Origin of the sequence: Paenibacillus pasadenensis, assembly GCF_002864175.1 — a bacterium.
GTDB classification, from domain to species: Bacteria; Bacillota; Bacilli; order Paenibacillales; family Paenibacillaceae; genus Paenibacillus_O; species Paenibacillus_O pasadenensis.
Genome location: NZ_NFEZ01000004.1, coordinates 647501 through 664551, shown reverse-complemented (window position 1 = coordinate 664551; position 17051 = coordinate 647501). Strand labels below are relative to the sequence as shown.

The 17051-nt window shown below is 62.5% G+C and carries 12 protein-coding genes, 1 tRNA gene and 3 rRNA genes (1 of these 16 cut by a window edge); 2 read left to right on the top strand and 14 right to left on the bottom strand.

What is annotated here, in order from left to right:
- Positions 1-62: 62 nt before the first annotated feature.
- Positions 63-221, top strand: a complete 159-nt coding sequence (locus B8V81_RS25275; protein WP_153782741.1) for a hypothetical protein — start codon at positions 63-65, stop codon at positions 219-221.
- 227 nt (positions 222-448) lie between these two features.
- On the opposite strand, the gene B8V81_RS12460 is transcribed toward B8V81_RS25275, so the two are convergent.
- The 4 genes from B8V81_RS12460 to B8V81_RS12445 form a co-directional block, all read right to left on the bottom strand.
- Complete coding sequence (locus B8V81_RS12460; protein ID WP_028598170.1) at positions 449-1813, bottom strand: LLM class flavin-dependent oxidoreductase; 1365 nt, start codon at positions 1811-1813, stop codon at positions 449-451.
- 67 nt (positions 1814-1880) lie between these two features.
- The gene (locus B8V81_RS12455; RefSeq protein WP_084136904.1) at positions 1881-2894 is read right to left on the bottom strand and encodes an ABC transporter permease; all 1014 of its coding nucleotides are present in this window, start codon (positions 2892-2894) and stop codon (positions 1881-1883) included.
- Positions 2895-3016: 122 nt separating this feature from the next.
- Positions 3017-4036, bottom strand: a complete 1020-nt coding sequence (locus B8V81_RS12450; RefSeq protein ID WP_084136901.1) for an ABC transporter ATP-binding protein — start codon at positions 4034-4036, stop codon at positions 3017-3019.
- Positions 4037-4069: 33 nt separating this feature from the next.
- Positions 4070-5188 carry an ABC transporter substrate-binding protein gene (locus B8V81_RS12445; protein ID WP_240478974.1) on the bottom strand — a complete coding sequence of 373 codons (1119 nt, stop codon included), beginning with the start codon at positions 5186-5188 and terminating at the stop codon, positions 4070-4072.
- A gap of 345 nt (positions 5189-5533) precedes the next feature.
- Between B8V81_RS12445 and B8V81_RS25270 the strand changes: the two genes are divergently transcribed.
- Positions 5534-5698, top strand: coding sequence for a hypothetical protein (locus B8V81_RS25270; protein ID WP_153782737.1), 165 nt, complete (start codon positions 5534-5536; stop codon positions 5696-5698).
- Positions 5699-5857: 159 nt separating this feature from the next.
- Here the strand turns inward: B8V81_RS25270 and clpC are convergent, their stop codons facing one another.
- The 10 genes from clpC to B8V81_RS12395 all read right to left on the bottom strand — a co-directional run.
- The gene (gene clpC, locus B8V81_RS12440; protein WP_028598167.1) at positions 5858-8320 is read right to left on the bottom strand and encodes an ATP-dependent protease ATP-binding subunit ClpC; all 2463 of its coding nucleotides are present in this window, start codon (positions 8318-8320) and stop codon (positions 5858-5860) included.
- The gene (gene mcsB / locus B8V81_RS12435; protein WP_028598166.1) at positions 8317-9402 is read right to left on the bottom strand and encodes a protein-arginine kinase McsB; all 1086 of its coding nucleotides are present in this window, start codon (positions 9400-9402) and stop codon (positions 8317-8319) included. The genes clpC and mcsB overlap by 4 nt, the downstream gene beginning before the upstream one ends.
- 143 nt (positions 9403-9545) lie before the next feature.
- The gene (mcsA, locus tag B8V81_RS12430; RefSeq protein ID WP_028598165.1) at positions 9546-10079 is read right to left on the bottom strand and encodes a protein-arginine kinase activator protein McsA; all 534 of its coding nucleotides are present in this window, start codon (positions 10077-10079) and stop codon (positions 9546-9548) included.
- 24 nt (positions 10080-10103) lie between these two features.
- Positions 10104-10568, bottom strand: coding sequence for a CtsR family transcriptional regulator (locus B8V81_RS12425; RefSeq protein WP_028598164.1), 465 nt, complete (start codon positions 10566-10568; stop codon positions 10104-10106).
- Positions 10569-10888: 320 nt separating this feature from the next.
- The gene (locus tag B8V81_RS12420) at positions 10889-12103 is read right to left on the bottom strand and encodes a GNAT family N-acetyltransferase (RefSeq protein WP_028598163.1); all 1215 of its coding nucleotides are present in this window, start codon (positions 12101-12103) and stop codon (positions 10889-10891) included.
- Between the two features lie 154 nt (positions 12104-12257).
- Positions 12258-13370 carry a threonine aldolase family protein gene (locus B8V81_RS12415; RefSeq protein ID WP_028598162.1) on the bottom strand — a complete coding sequence of 371 codons (1113 nt, stop codon included), beginning with the start codon at positions 13368-13370 and terminating at the stop codon, positions 12258-12260.
- Between the two features lie 138 nt (positions 13371-13508).
- Positions 13509-13625, bottom strand: a 5S ribosomal RNA gene (gene rrf, locus B8V81_RS12410).
- Positions 13626-13710: 85 nt separating this feature from the next.
- Positions 13711-16652 (bottom strand): 23S ribosomal RNA (locus B8V81_RS12405).
- 107 nt (positions 16653-16759) lie between these two features.
- A tRNA-Ala gene (locus tag B8V81_RS12400) sits at positions 16760-16835 on the bottom strand.
- A 191-nt stretch (positions 16836-17026) separates the two neighbouring features.
- Positions 17027-17051: ribosomal RNA gene (locus B8V81_RS12395) — 16S ribosomal RNA — on the bottom strand; it runs 1521 nt beyond the window's last position.
- The 16S, 23S and 5S rRNA genes sit together here with 1 tRNA gene alongside, the layout of an rRNA operon.

Here is a 17051-nt window from a genome sequence, read left to right as displayed (position 1 = left end):
TCCCGTTAAGAAGCGCCGATTAGACTGGATCTATCGACGCTTCTTGACGGGAGGTTTTCTGCATGCAAGCTTTTCTGCTCTTCTCCGCCATCCTGCTCGGGATCGGCGCGGCGCTGCAGCTGCGCAGCCGGCGCCGTCCGCTCGCGGCCGGCCTGCTCTGGGCCGCCGTCGCCGCCGCGCAGCTGCTTGGAGCCCTTTCTCCGCTGTGGCTGCCGGGCTGAGGCGCCCTCATCGGCCCTTTGGCGTGCGCCTCGACCAGCGCCTGCTTCCGTCAGCCGCCGCCCGACGCTGGCCGACGCCGGCCGATGCAGGTCGACGCTGGCCGATGCAGGTCGACGCTGGCCGGGCTGCGGGCTGGACTGGGCTGGACCAGCAGCAGCGCACGCCAAAAGGCCGGCTGGAGAGCTCCCCTTCAGGGGCCCTCCAGCCGGCCGCAAGCCAGCTCGCCTCAGCCGGCGCTCGCGCTGCTGCCGGCCGACTTGACGGCGAAGCTGTTGTCCGGACGCCGCAGGCCGAGGCGGTCGCGCAGCGTCTCGCCTTCGTATTCCGTCCGGAACAGGCCGCGCCGCTGCAGCTCCGGCACGACGAGGTCGACGAAGTCCTCCAGCCCGCCCGGCAGGTAAGGAGGCATGATGTTGAAGCCGTCCGCCGCCTCGTTCTCGAACCATTCCTGCAGCTGGTCGGCGATCTGCGCCGGCGTGCCGAGAATCTCGCGATGGCCGCGCGCCCCGGCGATGCGCTGGTACAGCTGGCGGATCGTCAGCCCGTCGCGGTCGGCGATATCCTTGAGCAGCAGGAAGCGGCTCTTGCCGCCGTTCACCTGCTCCAGCTGCGGCAGCTCCGGCAGCGGCCCGTCGACCGGGTACGGGCTCAGGTCGAAGCTGATCAGCCCCGACAGCAGCGCGACGCCGGCCTCGACCGGAATCAGCTCCTCGAACCGGGCCTTTTTCTCGCGCGCCTCCTCCTCCGTACGTCCGATGATCGGAAAGACGCCCGGCATGATCTTCAAATCCGCCGGCTGCCGGCCGTAGCGGGCGAGCCGGCCCTTCACGTCGCGGTAGAACGCCTGCGCCTCCTCCAGCGTCTGCCAAGCGGTGAAGATGACCTCCGCCGTGCGGGCGGCCAGCTCCTTGCCCGGCTCCGAGGCGCCGGCCTGGATGACGACCGGATGGCCCTGCGGCGGACGGGCGACGTTGAGCGGTCCCTGCACCTGGAACCACTTGCCCTGATGGTCGGTCCGGTGGATTTTCGAGCGGTCGGCGAAGCGCGCTCCTTCCTTGTCCGCCAGCAGCGCGCCGTCCTCCCAGCCGTCCCACAGCCGGCGCACGACGTCGACGAATTCCTCGGCCCGCTCGTAGCGCAGCTCATGCAGCAGATGCTTGTCGCGGCTGAAGTTGCGCGCCTCGTCCTCGGTATTGCTCGTCACCACGTTCCAGGCGGCCCGCCCGCGGCTGATGTAGTCGAGCGAGGCGAACTTGCGCGCGACGTGAAAAGGCTCGTTGTACGTCGTCGACACGGTGCCGGCCAGCCCGATCCGCTCCGTGTCCGCGGCCAGCGCCGACAGCAGCGTCAGCGGCTCCAGCCGCACCTGCACCGCCTGCTCCAGCGCCTGCGGGAAGCGCTCGTGGACGGCATAGCCATCGGCCAGGAACACCATGTCGAACTTGCCGCGCTCCGCCGTCTTCGCCGCCTGCCGGTAGAAGCCGTAGTCCAGCACGCCCTCGGCGTTGCTGTGCTCGTATCTCCACGAAGCGACATGATGACCCGGAATCATCAGGAATGCGCCGAGGCGCAGCTTTTCTTTTCTTGCCATATCTATCGTTCCTCCTCGTTCGATGGCTTGCATGACGACGCGCCGGCCGTCCATCCCGTCCGCTTATTCAGCGCTCGGCATTCGCCTTCCAGCCGGAGAAGCGGCGCTCCAGCAGCACGAGCCCGTGGTTGATGAGCAGCCCGAGCGCGGAAATGGTCAGGATGCCGGCGTACATCTCCGGAATCTGAAAGTTGTACTGCGTATAGTTGATCAGGTAGCCGAGCCCGGCCTTGGCCCCGACCATCTCGGCGGCGATCAGCACGAGAATCGACGAGGCGCCCGCCAGCCGGATGCCCGTGAACACCGACGGCAGCGATGCCGGCAGGATGACCTTCCAGAACAGCTGGAACGGCGGTAGCCCGAGCGAGCGCGCCGACTTGACGAGCAGCGGATCGACGCCGCGCACGCCGCTCACCGTATTGAGCAGGATCGGCCAGGTGCAGGCGAACAGCACGATCGAGATCTTCGACGTTTCTCCGATGCCGAGGATCAAGATGAATACAGGCAGCAACGCCAGCGCCGCCGTGTTGCGGAACAGCTCCAGCACCGGCCCGAGCAGCAGCGCCGCCGTCCGCGAGTAGCCGATCGCCAGCCCGAGCGGGATCGCGATCGCGACCGCCAGCAGCAGCCCGCTGACCGACCGGACGATGCTCGCCTGGAAGTTTTCCAGCAGCGAGCCGGAGACGGCCAGCTCTCCCCACGCCCTCAGCACCTCCGACAGCGGAGGCAGGAACGTCGCATCCACCAGACCGAGGCGGGGAGCCGTCTCCCAGACGAGAGCCAGCGCGGCGATCGCCGCCGAGCCCCGCAGCGCCTTTGCCACCGCCTTGCCGATCGTCCATGCGGACGCCCGCCGCGCCGCCGCAGGCCGGGACGCTCCGACCGCAGCCGCGGCCTTTTCGGCCGTCGCCGCTGCTCTGCTCCCGCCCCTCCGGCTCGCCTCCAGCCTCTCGGCCGCAGGCCGATCCGCCGCAGCGGCGCGTCCGGCCCCGGCCGTCTCCCGGCCCGCAGCCGCAGCGCCTTCCGGCGCTGTCGCAGCCCGGGACGGGATGCTTCTTGCCGCCGCTTTGTTCACGCTCATTGCCATCGCTCCCTTCGCTTGTCGGCGCGTCCGCAGCGGTCCGCGCCCTTATCCGCTCCTCCGTCAGCCGGTCCGCCCGAAAATCCGCTCTGGGCAAGCCTCCGGCACTCGGCCGCCGGAGGCTACCTGGCGGCGCGCTCCTCCGTCGGCGCGCCGTCCTGCGACTGCGAGAGCCGCACCTCCTCGCGCAGCTCGCTCCAGATCTCGTGCCGCAGCTCGCCGAACGCCGCCGCGGAGCGCGTATCCTCCTCCTCGGAGCGCCGCCCGAGCGGGATGTCGACGATCCGCTTGATGCGCCCCGGCCGCGCCGTCATGACGGCGACCCGCTGGCCGAGATAGACCGCCTCGTCAATCCCGTGGGTGATGAACAGGATCGTCTTGCCCGTCTGCTCCCAGATGCGGAGCAGCTCCGCCTGCAGGCTCTCGCGCGTCTGCGCGTCGAGCGCCGCGAACGGCTCATCCATGAGCAGCACCTCCGGATCGAAGGCAAGGCTGCGCGCGATCGCCACCCGCTGCTTCATGCCGCCGGACAGCTCATGCGGATAACGTCCCTCGAAGCCGCTCAAGCCGACGAGGGCCAAATAGTGACGGGCCCGCTCGCGCCGCTCCCTGGCTCCGATTCCTTTCGCCTCCAGGCCGAACTCGATGTTCGCCTGCGCGGTCCGCCACGGAAACAGCGCATATTGCTGGAAGACGATGCCGCGGTCCATGCCCGGTCCCGTCACCGGCCGCCCGTCGAGCAGGATCTGCCCCGAGGTCGGGCGGGACAGGCCGGCGAGCAGGTCGAGCAGCGTCGACTTGCCGCATCCGCTCGGCCCGACGACCGCCATGAACTCGCCCGGCCGCACGTCCAGATCGAGCCCGTCGACGGCCGTGAACTCCTTGACCTCCTTGCCTTCGCGCACGAGAAACTTTTTCGTCACGTCCTGAAACCGGATCTTGGCCGCTTCCCGGACCGGTTCCGATGTCGGGGACGCTCCGTTCGCTCCTCGGCTCTCCTCTCCTCGGCTCTCCGCTTCCCGGTCCAGTCCCGCTGTCGCCGCCGCCCCTCTCGCTCCCGCTTCCGACGCTTCGCCCTGCCCTTCCGCCTGCCCTTCCGCCTGCCGAGCCTCCCGCTTGCCGTCTTCCCGCCGTTCGCTCATCCGCATCCCTCTCCTTTTTCGGCTTGGGCCGTTTTACTTGCCGGTGTCCTTCTCGTCTTCCTCCGCGTAGGGATTGAACTCGTTCGTGTACAGGTCCTCGAGCTTCACGCCGGCCGCCTTCTTGTCGCCGCTCGCCTCCAGCCATTTGCGCCAGATCTCGAACTCCTCCGGACGGATCGTGCCGCCCTTGCCGGCGACGCTCGTCGATTTCCAGAACTTCAGGTTGTCTCCGCTCTCCTCCCGGCCGCGCTTCGCCACGATGTCCTGAGCGCGCTGGATGACCGTCTCCCTCGGCTGCGTGCGCGCCCATTCGATCGCCTTGGACGTGCCTTCGACGAATTTGCGCACCGTGTTCGGATTGTCTGCGATGAATTTTTTCGTAAAAACGATCGTGCCTGCGCTCTGCGCCCCGAACAGCTCGAAATCGCTGAACAGCTTGCGCACTCCGCCCCGCTCCAGCGCATGGTCGCGCAGGATGCCGCCAAGCACGGCGACATCGATCTGCCCCGCGCGCAGCGACTGCTCTGTATTGACCGGCGGCAGCGCGACGATCGTCACCTGCTTGATCTCGTCGTCGCTGAGCCCTCCGCGCTTCAGGTACTCCTTGAGCACGAATTCAGCATGGGCGCCGAGCGTATTCATGCCGACCTTCTTGCCGATCAAATCGCGGGCGCTGCGGATCGGGCTGTCCTCCAGCACGAAATACCCGTTGTACGTCAATTCGTCCATGCCGTAGTAGCTGATGACCGAGCGGATCGGCGCGCCCGCCGAGATCAGCTTGATGATCGCGCCGTTGAACGCTCCGCCGAAGTCGGACTGGCCCGTCGCCGCCGTCTGGATGTCCTGCGGGCCGCTCGTCGTATTGCCGATCCACTTGAGCTTGACCGGGGCCAGATAGCCGAGATCCTCGGCCAGCTCCGGAAACGTCACCGATCCGACCGAGCCCTGGTACCTCAGCTCCAGCGTCTCCGGCTCTCCGTCCTTGCCGGCGGCGACAGCCTTCTTCTCCTCGTTGCCGCCGCATCCGGTCAGCAGCACCGCGGCCGACAGCACCGTGGCGAGCGCGGCAGCCGTGCGGCTCCTTCTGCGGTTCCTCTTTTCAACAGCCGCTCCCTGAACCGCCGCGTTCCATTGCATTTGCTTCTGCTCCATCCCCAAGCTCCTCTCTCCCGCAAGACCGGCCGGAAAACGGCAAAAGCCTCCGCGGGCGCGGCCGCATCCAAGCAGCCGTACTCGGGAGGCCTCCTCAGCATAGGGTCGGCTCCGCTTCCGATAAGCAAAAAAGACGCATAGCGGCAGGCTTCTCGCGCTGCAGGCTTGCGTCTCCGGTTGCTCCGGTCGATTGTTTATAATTCCTATATAATTACTATGAAAAGAATCATAGCACCGCTTTTCCGTTTCGTCAATACGAATATTTCGCTCTGCGTTGGGCCATGCTGATAGCAAATGGCCGCCCGACCGTGCCCGCACGGCAGCGGCAACAGGAGGAATGCGCTCATGTCCGATCTGCTTCAGCTCGCCCTTATCGCTCTGACGCTTCTTTTTATCGGCCTGGTGCTTCATTGCATTCGCAAAGGCGTCCTGCGCGACCGCTACGCCCTGCTTTGGCTCAGCATCAGCGGAGGCTTCCTCGGCATGCTGGCGCTGCCGTTCCTCGTCTAGCGGACCGCCGATCCCCTCTGCCCTAGGATCGCCAAAAAGGCCGCTCTCATTCCTCGGAAACGGGAATGAGAGCGGCCTTTTCGATTCGTCTTGACCTTGTTCCGCCCGAAGCGCCTTTCGGCGATCCGGGCGCCAGGCCCCGCCAGCCTTCGCCGCCGCTTATTTCGCGGCCGGCTCCTCCTCCGGAAGCTTATGCTCCGGATGAGGCTTGACGGTCAGTCCGCCGTCTTCCTCGTCGATGACGAGCATGTAGCCTTTTTTGATCGTGCCCATCAGCAGCTCCTCGGACAGGCGGTCCTCGATGTGCTTCTGGATCGCGCGGCGCAGCGGGCGTGCGCCATACGCCGGATCGAAGCCTTCCTTGGCGAGGAACTCCTTCGCCTTGTCGGTCAGCTCGAAGTCCACCTCCTGCTCGCGCAGCCGCTTGCGCAGCTCGTCGGACATGAGCGTCACGATCTGGGCGATATGCTCCTGATCGAGCGAGTGGAACACGATCGTCTCGTCGATCCGGTTCAGGAACTCCGGACGGAAGCTTTTTTTCAGCTCGCCCATCACTTTGTCCTTCATCTGGTTGAACTCGCGGCCCGCGTCATGGCTCGCCGTGAAGCCGAGCGTCGAGTTGCGCTTGATCTGATCGGCGCCGACGTTGGACGTCATGATGATAAGCGTGTTGCGGAAGTCGACGACGCGGCCTTTGGAGTCGGTCAGACGCCCGTCCTCGAGCACCTGCAGCAGAATGTTGAACACTTCCGGATGCGCCTTCTCGATCTCGTCGAGCAGGACGACGGAGTACGGCTTGCGGCGCACCTTCTCGGTCAGCTGGCCGCCCTCTTCATAACCGACGTATCCCGGAGGCGCTCCGACCAGACGCGACGTCGAATGCTTCTCCATGTACTCCGACATGTCGATGCGAATGACCGCGTTCTCGTCGCCGAACATCGCCTCGGCCAGCGCGCGGGCGAGCTCCGTCTTGCCGACGCCCGTCGGGCCGAGGAAGATGAAGCTGCCCATCGGGCGCTTCGGATCCTTGAGTCCGGCGCGCGAGCGGCGCACGGCGCGGGAGACGGCCTTGACCGCATCGGATTGCCCGATGACGCGGTCGTGCAGGATCTCCTCCATCTTGAGCAAGCGCTGCGTCTCCTCCTCCGCCAGCTTGACGACGGGGATGCCGGTCCAGCCGGCGACGACCTGAGCGATGTCGTCCGGCGTTACTTCGGAATCGGTGCGCCCCTGCTTTTCCTTCCAGCTGTTCTTCGTCGTATCGAGCTCCTCGCGGATCTTCTGCTCGGTATCGCGAAGCGCGGCCGCTTTTTCGAACTCCTGGCTCTGCACGGCGGCGTCCTTCTCCTTGCGCACTTCGTCCAGCCGGCCTTCGAGCTGCTTGAGATCCGGCGGAATCGTGTACGTATGGAGCCTTACCTTGGAGCTCGCCTCGTCGATCAGGTCGATCGCCTTGTCCGGCAGGAAGCGGTCCGTGATGTAGCGGTCCGACAGCTTGACGGCCGCCTCGATCGCCTCGTCGGTAATTTTCACGCGATGATGCGCCTCGTAGCGGTCGCGCAGGCCATGCAGGATCTGGATCGCCTCGTCCGGCGTCGGCTGGTCGACCGTGATCGGCTGGAAGCGGCGCTCGAGCGCGGCGTCCTTCTCGATGTACTTGCGGTATTCGTCCAGCGTCGTGGCGCCGATGCACTGCAGCTCGCCGCGCGCCAGCGCCGGCTTGAGGATGTTGGAGGCGTCGATCGCGCCCTCCGCTCCGCCTGCGCCGATCAGCGTGTGCAGCTCGTCGATGAACAGCACGATGTTGCCGGCCTGGCGGATCTCATCCATGATTTTCTTCAACCGGTCCTCGAACTCGCCGCGGTACTTCGTGCCCGCTACGACCGAGCCCATATCGAGCGTCATGACGCGCTTGTCGCGCAGCGTTTCGGGAATCTCGTTGGCGACGATCTTCTGGGCGAGGCCCTCGGCGATCGCCGTCTTGCCGACGCCGGGCTCGCCGATCAGCACGGGATTGTTCTTCGTGCGGCGGCTGAGCACCTGGATGACGCGCTCGATCTCCTTGCTGCGGCCGATGACCGGATCGAGGTTGTTCTCGCGGGCGGATGCCGTCAGGTCGCGCGCCAGGCCGTCCAGCGTCGGCGTGCTCACGTTCGCCGGAGCGCCGTGATTGCTGGAGACGGCCTCGCTGCTGCCGAGCAGCTGCAGCACCTGCTGGCGCGCCTTGTTGAGGCTGATGCCGAGGTTGTTCAGCACGCGGGCGGCGACGCCCTCGCCCTCGCGGATCAGGCCGAGCAGGATATGCTCCGTGCCGACGTACGTATGGCCGAGCTTGCGGGCTTCGTCCATCGACAGCTCGATGACCTTTTTGGCGCGCGGCGTATAAGCGATGTTGCTCGGCTGCTCCTGCCCGCGTCCGATGAGCGACTCCACCTCGTCCTGGATCTTCTCGAGACCGAGGCCGAGCGCGATCAGCGCCTTGGCGGCGATGCCCTCGCCCTCGCGGATCAGGCCGAGCAGGATGTGCTCCGTGCCGATATTGTTATGTCCAAGCCGCACCGCCTCTTCCTGGGCCAGTGCCAGCACCTTCTGCGCGCGTTCCGTGAATCGTCCAAACATCATTCGTAAGCACCTCCGTCTTGGGATCGGGATGCCAGCTGCCCGCGGATAAGCTCCGCGCGCCGCATGTCCCGCTGCTCCGTATTCATTTTCTCCTCGAATGCCTGCTGCAGGAAGCCCGGCTGCGTCATGACCATCAACTCATTCATAACCTGCGGGGATACGTGGCCAATCAGTCCCAGGTCGATGCCGAGCCGCACGTCGGACAGCCGCTGCGCGGACTCCTTGGAATCCATGATCGCGGCATGCGACAGGATGCCGTAGGAGCGCTTCACGCGGTCCTCCAGGCGGAGCCTGGATTCCTGCAGCAGCCGCTGCCTCGCCGCCTTTTCATGCTCGATGATCTGACGCACGACGCCGTGCAGGTTGTCGATGATCTCGTCCTCGGACTGGCCGAGCGTGATCTGGTTCGAGATCTGGAACAAGTTGCCCAGCGCCTCGCTGCCTTCGCCGTACAGCCCCCTTACCGCCAAGCCGACCTGCGTGATCGCCGACAGAATGCGGTTGATCTGCTGGGTCATGACGAGCGCCGGCAGATGCATCATGACCGACGCCCGGATGCCCGTGCCGACGTTCGTCGGACAACTCGTCAAGAAGCCGCGCTTCTCGTCGAAAGCATATTCCGTTGCCTCTTCATAGATGTCGTCGATCCGGCTGGCAAGCCGCCACGCCTCCTGCACCTGGAAGCCCGGATATAGACATTGAATGCGAAGATGGTCTTCTTCGTTAATCATGATGCTGATCGCCTCGTTGTCGCTGACGACGACGGCTCCCGCTCTCGACTCGCCGGCGAGCGCCGGGCTGATCAGATGCTTCTCCACCAGCACGCGGCGCTCCAGCTCGCTCAGCTCGGCCAGATCGACCGTCTCGAACGTGCCGACGGCATCGAGCTTTCCTTCCTTGGCGACGGCGATCAGCTTGTTCTTGACCTCCGCCGCATGCTGGCCCGTAGCCAGGATCGGGAATGGAAAGCCCTTCAGGTTGCGAGCCACCCGCACCCTGCTGCTGAAAACGATATCGGAGTCCGGGCCTTCGCCCTTCATCCATTCACTCAGCGCGTTTTGCGCAAAGCGGCCTGCTGCCACATCCCATCCTCCTCTCGACTTCGCGAATTCGAGATCGAATCCGCCTCTGCTCCATGCGCTCAGCCGGGCTCGGCGCTCTGCAGCTGCTTCTCCAGCAGTCGAATCTCGTCCCGGAGCTTGGAATCCGCCTCTGCTCCATGCGCTCAGCCGGGCTCGGCGCTCTGCAGCTGCTTCTCCAGCAGTCGAATCTCGTCCCGGAGCTTGGCCGCCGTCTCGAATTCTTCATTCTGGATCGAGCTCTGCATCTCCTGCCGCAGCCGGTCGATTTCGCGCCGGGTCTTGATCCGTCCGCCCGAGCGCTGCGGAATCTTGCCCACATGCGCCGTGCTGCCGTGCACCCGCTTGAACAGCGGATCGAGCCGATCTCCGAAATGCTTGTAGCACGAGCTGCAGCCGAAGCGTCCGAGCTTCTTGAACTGCGGATAGGTCAAGCCGCACTCCTCGCAGCGGGGCGGCGGAGCGGGCGTCTGCCCCTGCAGGCTGCCTTTGCCGGCGGGATCGAAGTCCATCAGCCCCGACAGCAGGCTATGGATCGAAAAGCCGTTCGGCGATCCGGGCAGCCCTTCTCCCCGCTCGCGGGCGCAGGATTCGCAAATATGGAACTCGTTCTTGTCGCCGTTGATGATTTTCGTAAAATGAAGCGTAGCCGGCCTTTTGCCGCATTCCTGACAAAGCATGCCGTCATCCCCTCCTTGCGCTCCCTATTCCTTACCCAAAAGCGAGATCAGCATCGCCTTCAGCAGCCGGGCCCGCAGCTCGTCGCGCTGCGGCAGCTTGACGGCGATCGTCTCTCTGCAGACGGCCGCCCGCAGCAGATTGCCCTCGCGCCTCGAAATGATCGTCGCTTCCTCCAGCTGGTAGATCAGGCCGTCTGCCGCATTTTGGTCGACCTGCGAGCCGATCGTATGATGGATATGGCCATGAATCGCCTTCATCGCCGGCAGCTCGATGCGCTGGATGCGGATATAGCCTCCGCCTCCTCGCTTGCTCTCGACAAGATAGCCCTTTTCGAGCGTGAAGCGCGTGCTGATGACGTAGTTGATCTGGGACGGCACGCAGGAAAACCGGTCCGCAAGCTCGTTGCGCTGGATCTCGACCGCGCCGTCGGGACTTTCCTGCAGCAGCAGCTTCAAGTGCTGCTCCAGGGCATCGGAAATATTTCGCATATCACCAACCTCCCTATGCTGGCACCTGTACGATGAAAAATGGCGGTAAGCCAAAAAGCCAATGCCCGAATTGCATCCCTGTAGCATTCCCCTGAAAGCGTGACGAAACATCCGCTGGTACGAGAAAGCTCCGCTAGCTCGCCGGAATCTGATCCGGAAAGGCGGGGCGCCGCAACTGACTTTGACTTTCTTTGACTTATGACTTAATTATACGCTTTTTCTCTGAAACGTCAAGCGCTCCAGGCAAGGAAGCCGCACGGCGGAAAACCGGCTTGTCCCATGCCTTTTACCAGCTTGGGACAAGTCGTTCCTCTTTATACCTAGAAAAAGTCCATCAAATTCGGCATGCGCGGCTCCATGCGCTCGGCCAAAGCCTTCAGCTCCGCCGCCGGCCCCGTCAGGCCGCCCGCCGCCAAGAGCTCCCGCGGACCGGCGTAGCCGGTGAACAGCGCCGTCCAGCTGCCGATGCCGCCGCGCAGCGCAACTGCCGCAGCGCTCTCGGCAAATGGCGCCCCGTTGTCCGCCGGCTGTCCGGAGAGCTTGCGCAGCGAGCCTTTTCCCCGCTCGTCGACCGCCAGCTCCCAGCTGCCGTCGTTCCATGGCGCATGCTCATCCTCCACGATCATCGTCCACGATCTTGCCGGTCCCGGCAGGAACGGATACGCTTCGATGAACGCCTCCGCATCGACGATCCGCGCCATGAAGTAGGGTTGCACGGCTTGCTCGATGCGCGGATCCGGCAGCAGGAACGGCAGCGGGTCACCTTTGTAGCTTTCGAACTGGACTTGGTCGATCATCGAGTCATGCTGGCCGAAAAAGGTCCAAAGCCCCTCTCTCGCTTCCTCGCTCAAGTAGACAAGCTCATGTACGGTCAGCTTGCGCTCCTTGACCTGGTACAGCGCATAGCCTTCGGCCGCCCCGCCTTCGGAGCGGTAAATCGCCGCATGTCCCGACTTGCGCCGCAGCACCGAGTCGTCCCACCAGTCGGACTCCCGGGAGAGCGCGATTTGAAAGCCGGAGGCATACTCCTCGTAAAGCTCCTGCAAAGACTGCCGGATGTCCGGCTGAGCCGGATCGACCCGCTCGATAAAGCCCGGCGTGAGCTTGCGCGGAGGCAGCTTGTCCCTCGGGATCGTAAACCGGATCCGGTCGGCGCACAGCTCCCAGCCGAAGCGCCGATAGAACCCGATGCTGAACGGAGCGAGCATGGACAGCGTCTGCCCCCGCTCCTTCATCTCTTCCAGCGAACGGCGCAGCAGCTGCGCGATATGGCCCTTCCGGCGCTCCTCCGGCCAGCTCGCGACGGCCGCCACTCCGCCCATGGCGAACTTGCGTCCCTGCACGTATGCCGTCAAGGGCAGGACAAGCACTTGCGAGCGGATCCGCCCTTCCTCGACCGCTACCCACAGCTGCTCAGGCTTTCTTGTCCGATGCGCCCTCTCCAGCTCCTCCGGCGACATGACGTATTGAAAGGCGTACTGGCTCAGCTTCAGATGCTCGTCCATTTCCTCCGGACGCAGCTTGCGAATTTCCATGCTCGCTCCTCCTTTTTTGGTCCATGTTCTTCCTTACGACGAGCCTCATCTGAATATGGCTCTTGCGTTTCGCTGCCTATATGTGTCCGGTCACGCCGGACACGGCATGTCGCCCGTTCCTTCGACTCGGAGCCCGCCGCGCAGCCCGCATCTGTTAATTGGACTCCGAAGCCTCGCAGCCGGCCTCCCGGAACAGCAGATCGAGCAGCGACAGCGCCTGCTCTAGCTTTTCCGGCGGCACGTCCTCGTATCGGTCTCCGATCGACAGCTCGCTGACGCAAGAGGTGGCCGTTTTTTCTTTGACATATCCGACCAAAGCTACTCCCGTCTCCCGAGCGGCCTGCTCGAACAGATCGGCAGCCTGCTGCGCCGGCAGCTCCGCATGGAGATGGAACATGTTCGACACCGGCGTCTCCGGTACGGTGCGAAGTCCCGTCACGCCGTTCAGGCGGCGGGCCAGATCCTTGGCGCCCTCATAATACCGGCTCATCCTCGGCCGACGTAGATCCAGATAGTAGTCGGAGCTGACGATATACGGATAGAGGCTGATTAGATCGCCGCCATGCCGGCGCTTCCACACCTTGGCCTCGGCCGCGAGCTGCGTATCTCCGGCCAGCACCGCGCCCGCGATGCCTCCGAGACCTTTGTAAAAAGAGACGTACACGCTGTCGAACAAGCGGCAGATCTCCGCCTCCGAGCGTCCGTAATACGGAACGATCTCAAACAGGCGCGCCCCGTCCAGATGAAGCGGAATGCCGTTTTCCCGGCACCAGGCCGAGATCGCCTCCAGCTCCTCAAACGGAGGCAGCTGCCCGCCGATTTCCCGCTGCGGCAGCTCAAGCAGCAGGCAGCCGACGTTCCCCATCTCCTGCACGTCCTGCAGCGTGATGAGCCGGTCCGCATCGCCCAGCAGCACCGGCTCGATGCCATGCAGCTCATGCAATCCTTTTTCCTCATGAATCTCCAGATGGCATAGCGGATGGTAAGCCGCCTTGCGAATGCCTTTGCGATCGCACCAGATCCGCAGGGCGATCTGCTGCGCCATCGTACCGCTTGGGAAAAAGACCGCCGCTTCCTTGCCCAGCAGCTTCGCCAGCTTCGTTTGGAAAGCTTCGATCACCTCTCCTTTCCCGTACATGTCGCTTGCCTGGTCGACGTCCATCTCGTCGAAAGCCTGCGTCAGCATCCGCATCGAGCGCTTGCTGCTGCCGGTGACGACATGCGCGGCCTGAGCGAAGCTCTCTGCAAGCCCGTTCGTTGTTCCCATGCTGACTCTCCTTTCAAATTGAAACCCTTGATGCAGGTATACCAGAATCAGACGGCAAGAAGCAAGTATAGCGGTTACATTTCGACCCAATGCAAAAAGCCGCCGCATCCGAAGATGCGGCGGCTCGTGATTGCAAGTGCTTGGCGACGTCCTACTCTCCCAGGACCCTGCGGTCCAAGTACCATCGGCGCTGGAAGGCTTAACGGTCGTGTTCGGGATGGGTACGCGTGGTTCCCTTCCGCCATCGCCACCAAACGTCCTGCTTGCTCAAGGCGTAGGCTTGCGCCCTGAAAACTGGATCGAACGAAATGCCGTGCTGACCGGCTGGTTCTTGCTTGAATAGGATAAGCCCTCGACCGATTAGTACTCGTCAGCTGCACACGTTGCCGCGCTTCCACCTCGAGCCTATCGACCTGGTCGTCTTCCAGGGGTCTTACATACTGGGAAATCTCATCTTGAGGGGGGCTTCGCGCTTAGATGCTTTCAGCGCTTATCCCGTCCGTACGTAGCTACCCAGCGGTGCTCCTGGCGGAACAACTGGTACACCAGCGGTACGTCCATCCCGGTCCTCTCGTACTAAGGACAGCTCCTCTCAAATTTCCTACGCCCACGACAGATAGGGACCGAACTGTCTCACGACGTTCTGAACCCAGCTCGCGTACCGCTTTAATGGGCGAACAGCCCAACCCTTGGGACCTACTTCAGCCCCAGGATGCGATGAGCCGACATCGAGGTGCCAAACCTCCCCGTCGATGTGGACTCTTGGGGGAGATAAGCCTGTTATCCCCAGGGTAGCTTTTATCCGTTGAGCGATGGCCCTTCCATTCGGTACCACCGGATCACTAAGCCCGACTTTCGTCCCTGCTCGACTTGTTGGTCTCGCAGTCAAGCTCCCTTATGCCTTTGCACGCTTCGAATGATTTCCAACCATTCTGAGGGAACCTTTGGGCGCCTCCGTTACATTTTAGGAGGCGACCGCCCCAGTCAAACTGCCCGCCTGACACGGTCCCTTCACCGGCTTCACGGTGACAGGTTAGAACTCCGATACGATCAGGGTGGTATCCCAACGGCGCCTCCACCGAAGCTGGCGCTCCGGCTTCCTAGGCTCCCACCTATCCTGTACAGATCGTACCAAAGTCCAATATCAAGCTGCAGTAAAGCTCCATGGGGTCTTTCCGTCTTGTCGCGGGTAACCTGCATCTTCACAGGTAGTAAAATTTCACCGGATCTCTCGTTGAGACAGCGCCCAAGTCGTTACGCCATTCGTGCGGGTCAGAATTTACCTGACAAGGAATTTCGCTACCTTAGGACCGTTATAGTTACGGCCGCCGTTTACTGGGGCTTCGGTTCACAGCTTCGGGTTGCCCCTAACCGCTCCCCTTAACCTTCCAGCACCGGGCAGGCGTCAGCCCGTATACTTCGCCTTACGGCTTCGCACAGACCTGTGTTTTTGCTAAACAGTCGCTTGGGCCTTTTCACTGCGGCCCCCTCGGGCTATTCACCCTACCGAGGCACCCCTTCTCCCGAAGTTACGGGGTCATGTTGCCGAGTTCCTTAACGAGAGTTACTCCGCGCGCCTTAGCATGCTCTGCTCGCCTACCTGTGTCGGTTTGCGGTACGGGCACCTTCGCCTGGCTAGAAGCTTTTCTTGGCAGCTGGAGATCATGACCTTCGGTACTGTAAGTTTCCCTCCCCATCACAGCCCAGCCTTACGGTTTGCGGATTTGCCAACAAACCAGCCTCACTGCTTGGACGGACACATCCATCGGTCCGCGTCACTACCCTTCTGCGTCACTCCATTGCTCATAACGGCTTACGGTGGTACAGGAATATCAACCTGTTGTCCTTCGACTACGCCTTTCGGCCTCGCCTTAGGTCCCGACTTACCCTGAGCGGACGAACCTTCCTCAGGAACCCTTAGGCTTACGGCGGATCAGATTCTCACTGATCTTTTCGTTACTCATACCGGCATTCTCACTTGTGTACCGTCCACCAGTCCTTGCGGTCTGACTTCAACCTATACACAACGCTCCCCTACCCAATGCTGCCAAGCTTGCGCTTGCAGCTTTGCCATAGCTTCGGTGGTGTGTTTAGCCCCGTTACATTTTCGGCGCAGAGTCACTCGACCAGTGAGCTATTACGCACTCTTTAAATGGTGGCTGCTTCTAAGCCAACATCCTGGTTGTCTGGGCAACTCCACATCCTTTCCCACTTAACACACACTTGGGGACCTTAGCTGATGATCTGGGCTGTTTCCCTCTTGACGATGGATCTTAGCACTCACCGTCTGACTCCCGGTTATACATGACTGGCATTCGGAGTTTGACTGGACTTGGTAACCCTTGGCGGGCCCCGCACCCAATCAGTGCTCTACCTCCAGCATGCTCAACACCGAGGCTAGCCCTAAAGCTATTTCGGGGAGAACCAGCTATTTCCGAGTTCGATTGGAATTTCTCCGCTACCCCCACCTCATCCCCGAATTTTTCAACATTCGTGGGTTCGGGCCTCCAGTGCGTGTTACCGCACCTTCACCCTGGACAGGGGTAGATCACCCGGTTTCGGGTCTACACCCACGTACTAAAGGCGCCCTATTCAGACTCGCTTTCGCTGCGGCTCCGTCTTCCCGACTTAACCTTGCACGTGAACGTAACTCGCCGGTTCATTCTACAAAAGGCACGCCATCACCCCTATAACGGGCTCTGACTTTTTGTAAGCGCACGGTTTCAGGTTCTATTTCACTCCGCTCCCGCGGTGCTTTTCACCTTTCCCTCACGGTACTGCTTCACTATCGGTCGCCAGAGAGTATTTAGCCTTGGCAGATGGTCCTGCCGGATTCCCACGAGGTTTCACGTGTCTCGCGGTACTCGGGATCCGTCTCGGAGGGAGCAGGCTTTGAGCTACAGGGCTTTTACCTGCTATGGCGGGCCTTTCCAGACCTCTTCGCCTAACCTGCTCCTTTGTAACTCCGTGTGAGACGTCCCACAACCCCAGGAGGCAAGCCCCCTGGTTTGGGCTAATCCGCGTTCGCTCGCCGCTACTGACGGAATCACTATTGTTTTCTCTTCCTCAGGGTACTTAGATGTTTCAGTTCCCCTGGTATGCCTCACGCAGCGCTATGAATTCACGCTGCAGTAACTGGGCATTACCCCAGCTGGGTTTCCCCATTCGGAAATCCCCGGATCAACGCTTGCTTACAGCTCCCCGAGGCCTATCGTGGTTCGCCACGTCCTTCATCGGCTTCTGGCGCCTAGGCATCCTCCGTGCGCTCTTAGTAGCTTAACCATCGCCGATCCGAAGACCGGCGTCAGCTAAGAAACAGCTATCGGATGTTTCAGCATTTCATTTCGTTCGTATCCAGTTTTCAAGGAACAAGATTGATGGTGGTTGCATGGTGGAGCCAAGGAGGATCGAACTCCTGACCTCCTGCTTGCAAGGCAGGCGCTCTCCCAGCTGAGCTATGGCCCCAGGCAAATTCCATCAAAGCTGAACAAATGAGGACAAGCCAGTCCTTTTGCAGAACCTTACATTCGACGTTTTTGAAACCCGAGGGTTTCGTAGGGCATCTGGCGATGCCCCAGATTTCGAAAGTCCGTTGCAGGAAGCAAGCGGATGCTTTCGATTTGAATGCTTCCGTTGCAGGAAGCGATTCTCCATAGAAAGGAGGTGATCCAGCCGCACCTT

Excerpts from the sequence above, each read along its gene's own strand:
- B8V81_RS25275 (WP_153782741.1), top strand. The coding sequence starts at position 63 with ATGCAAGCTTTTCTGCTCTTCTCCGCCATCCTGCTCGGGATCGGCGCG.
- B8V81_RS12460 (WP_028598170.1), bottom strand. The coding sequence starts at position 1,813 with ATGGCAAGAAAAGAAAAGCTGCGCCTCGGCGCATTCCTGATGATTCCG.
- B8V81_RS12455 (WP_084136904.1), bottom strand. The coding sequence starts at position 2,894 with ATGAGCGTGAACAAAGCGGCGGCAAGAAGCATCCCGTCCCGGGCTGCG.
- B8V81_RS12450 (WP_084136901.1), bottom strand. The coding sequence starts at position 4,036 with ATGAGCGAACGGCGGGAAGACGGCAAGCGGGAGGCTCGGCAGGCGGAA.
- B8V81_RS12445 (WP_240478974.1), bottom strand. The coding sequence starts at position 5,188 with ATGGAGCAGAAGCAAATGCAATGGAACGCGGCGGTTCAGGGAGCGGCT.
- B8V81_RS25270 (WP_153782737.1), top strand. The coding sequence starts at position 5,534 with ATGTCCGATCTGCTTCAGCTCGCCCTTATCGCTCTGACGCTTCTTTTT.
- clpC (WP_028598167.1), bottom strand. The coding sequence starts at position 8,320 with ATGATGTTTGGACGATTCACGGAACGCGCGCAGAAGGTGCTGGCACTG.
- mcsA (WP_028598165.1), bottom strand. The coding sequence starts at position 10,079 with ATGCTTTGTCAGGAATGCGGCAAAAGGCCGGCTACGCTTCATTTTACG.
- B8V81_RS12425 (WP_028598164.1), bottom strand. The coding sequence starts at position 10,568 with ATGCGAAATATTTCCGATGCCCTGGAGCAGCACTTGAAGCTGCTGCTG.
- B8V81_RS12420 (WP_028598163.1), bottom strand. The coding sequence starts at position 12,103 with ATGGAAATTCGCAAGCTGCGTCCGGAGGAAATGGACGAGCATCTGAAG.
- B8V81_RS12415 (WP_028598162.1), bottom strand. The coding sequence starts at position 13,370 with ATGGGAACAACGAACGGGCTTGCAGAGAGCTTCGCTCAGGCCGCGCAT.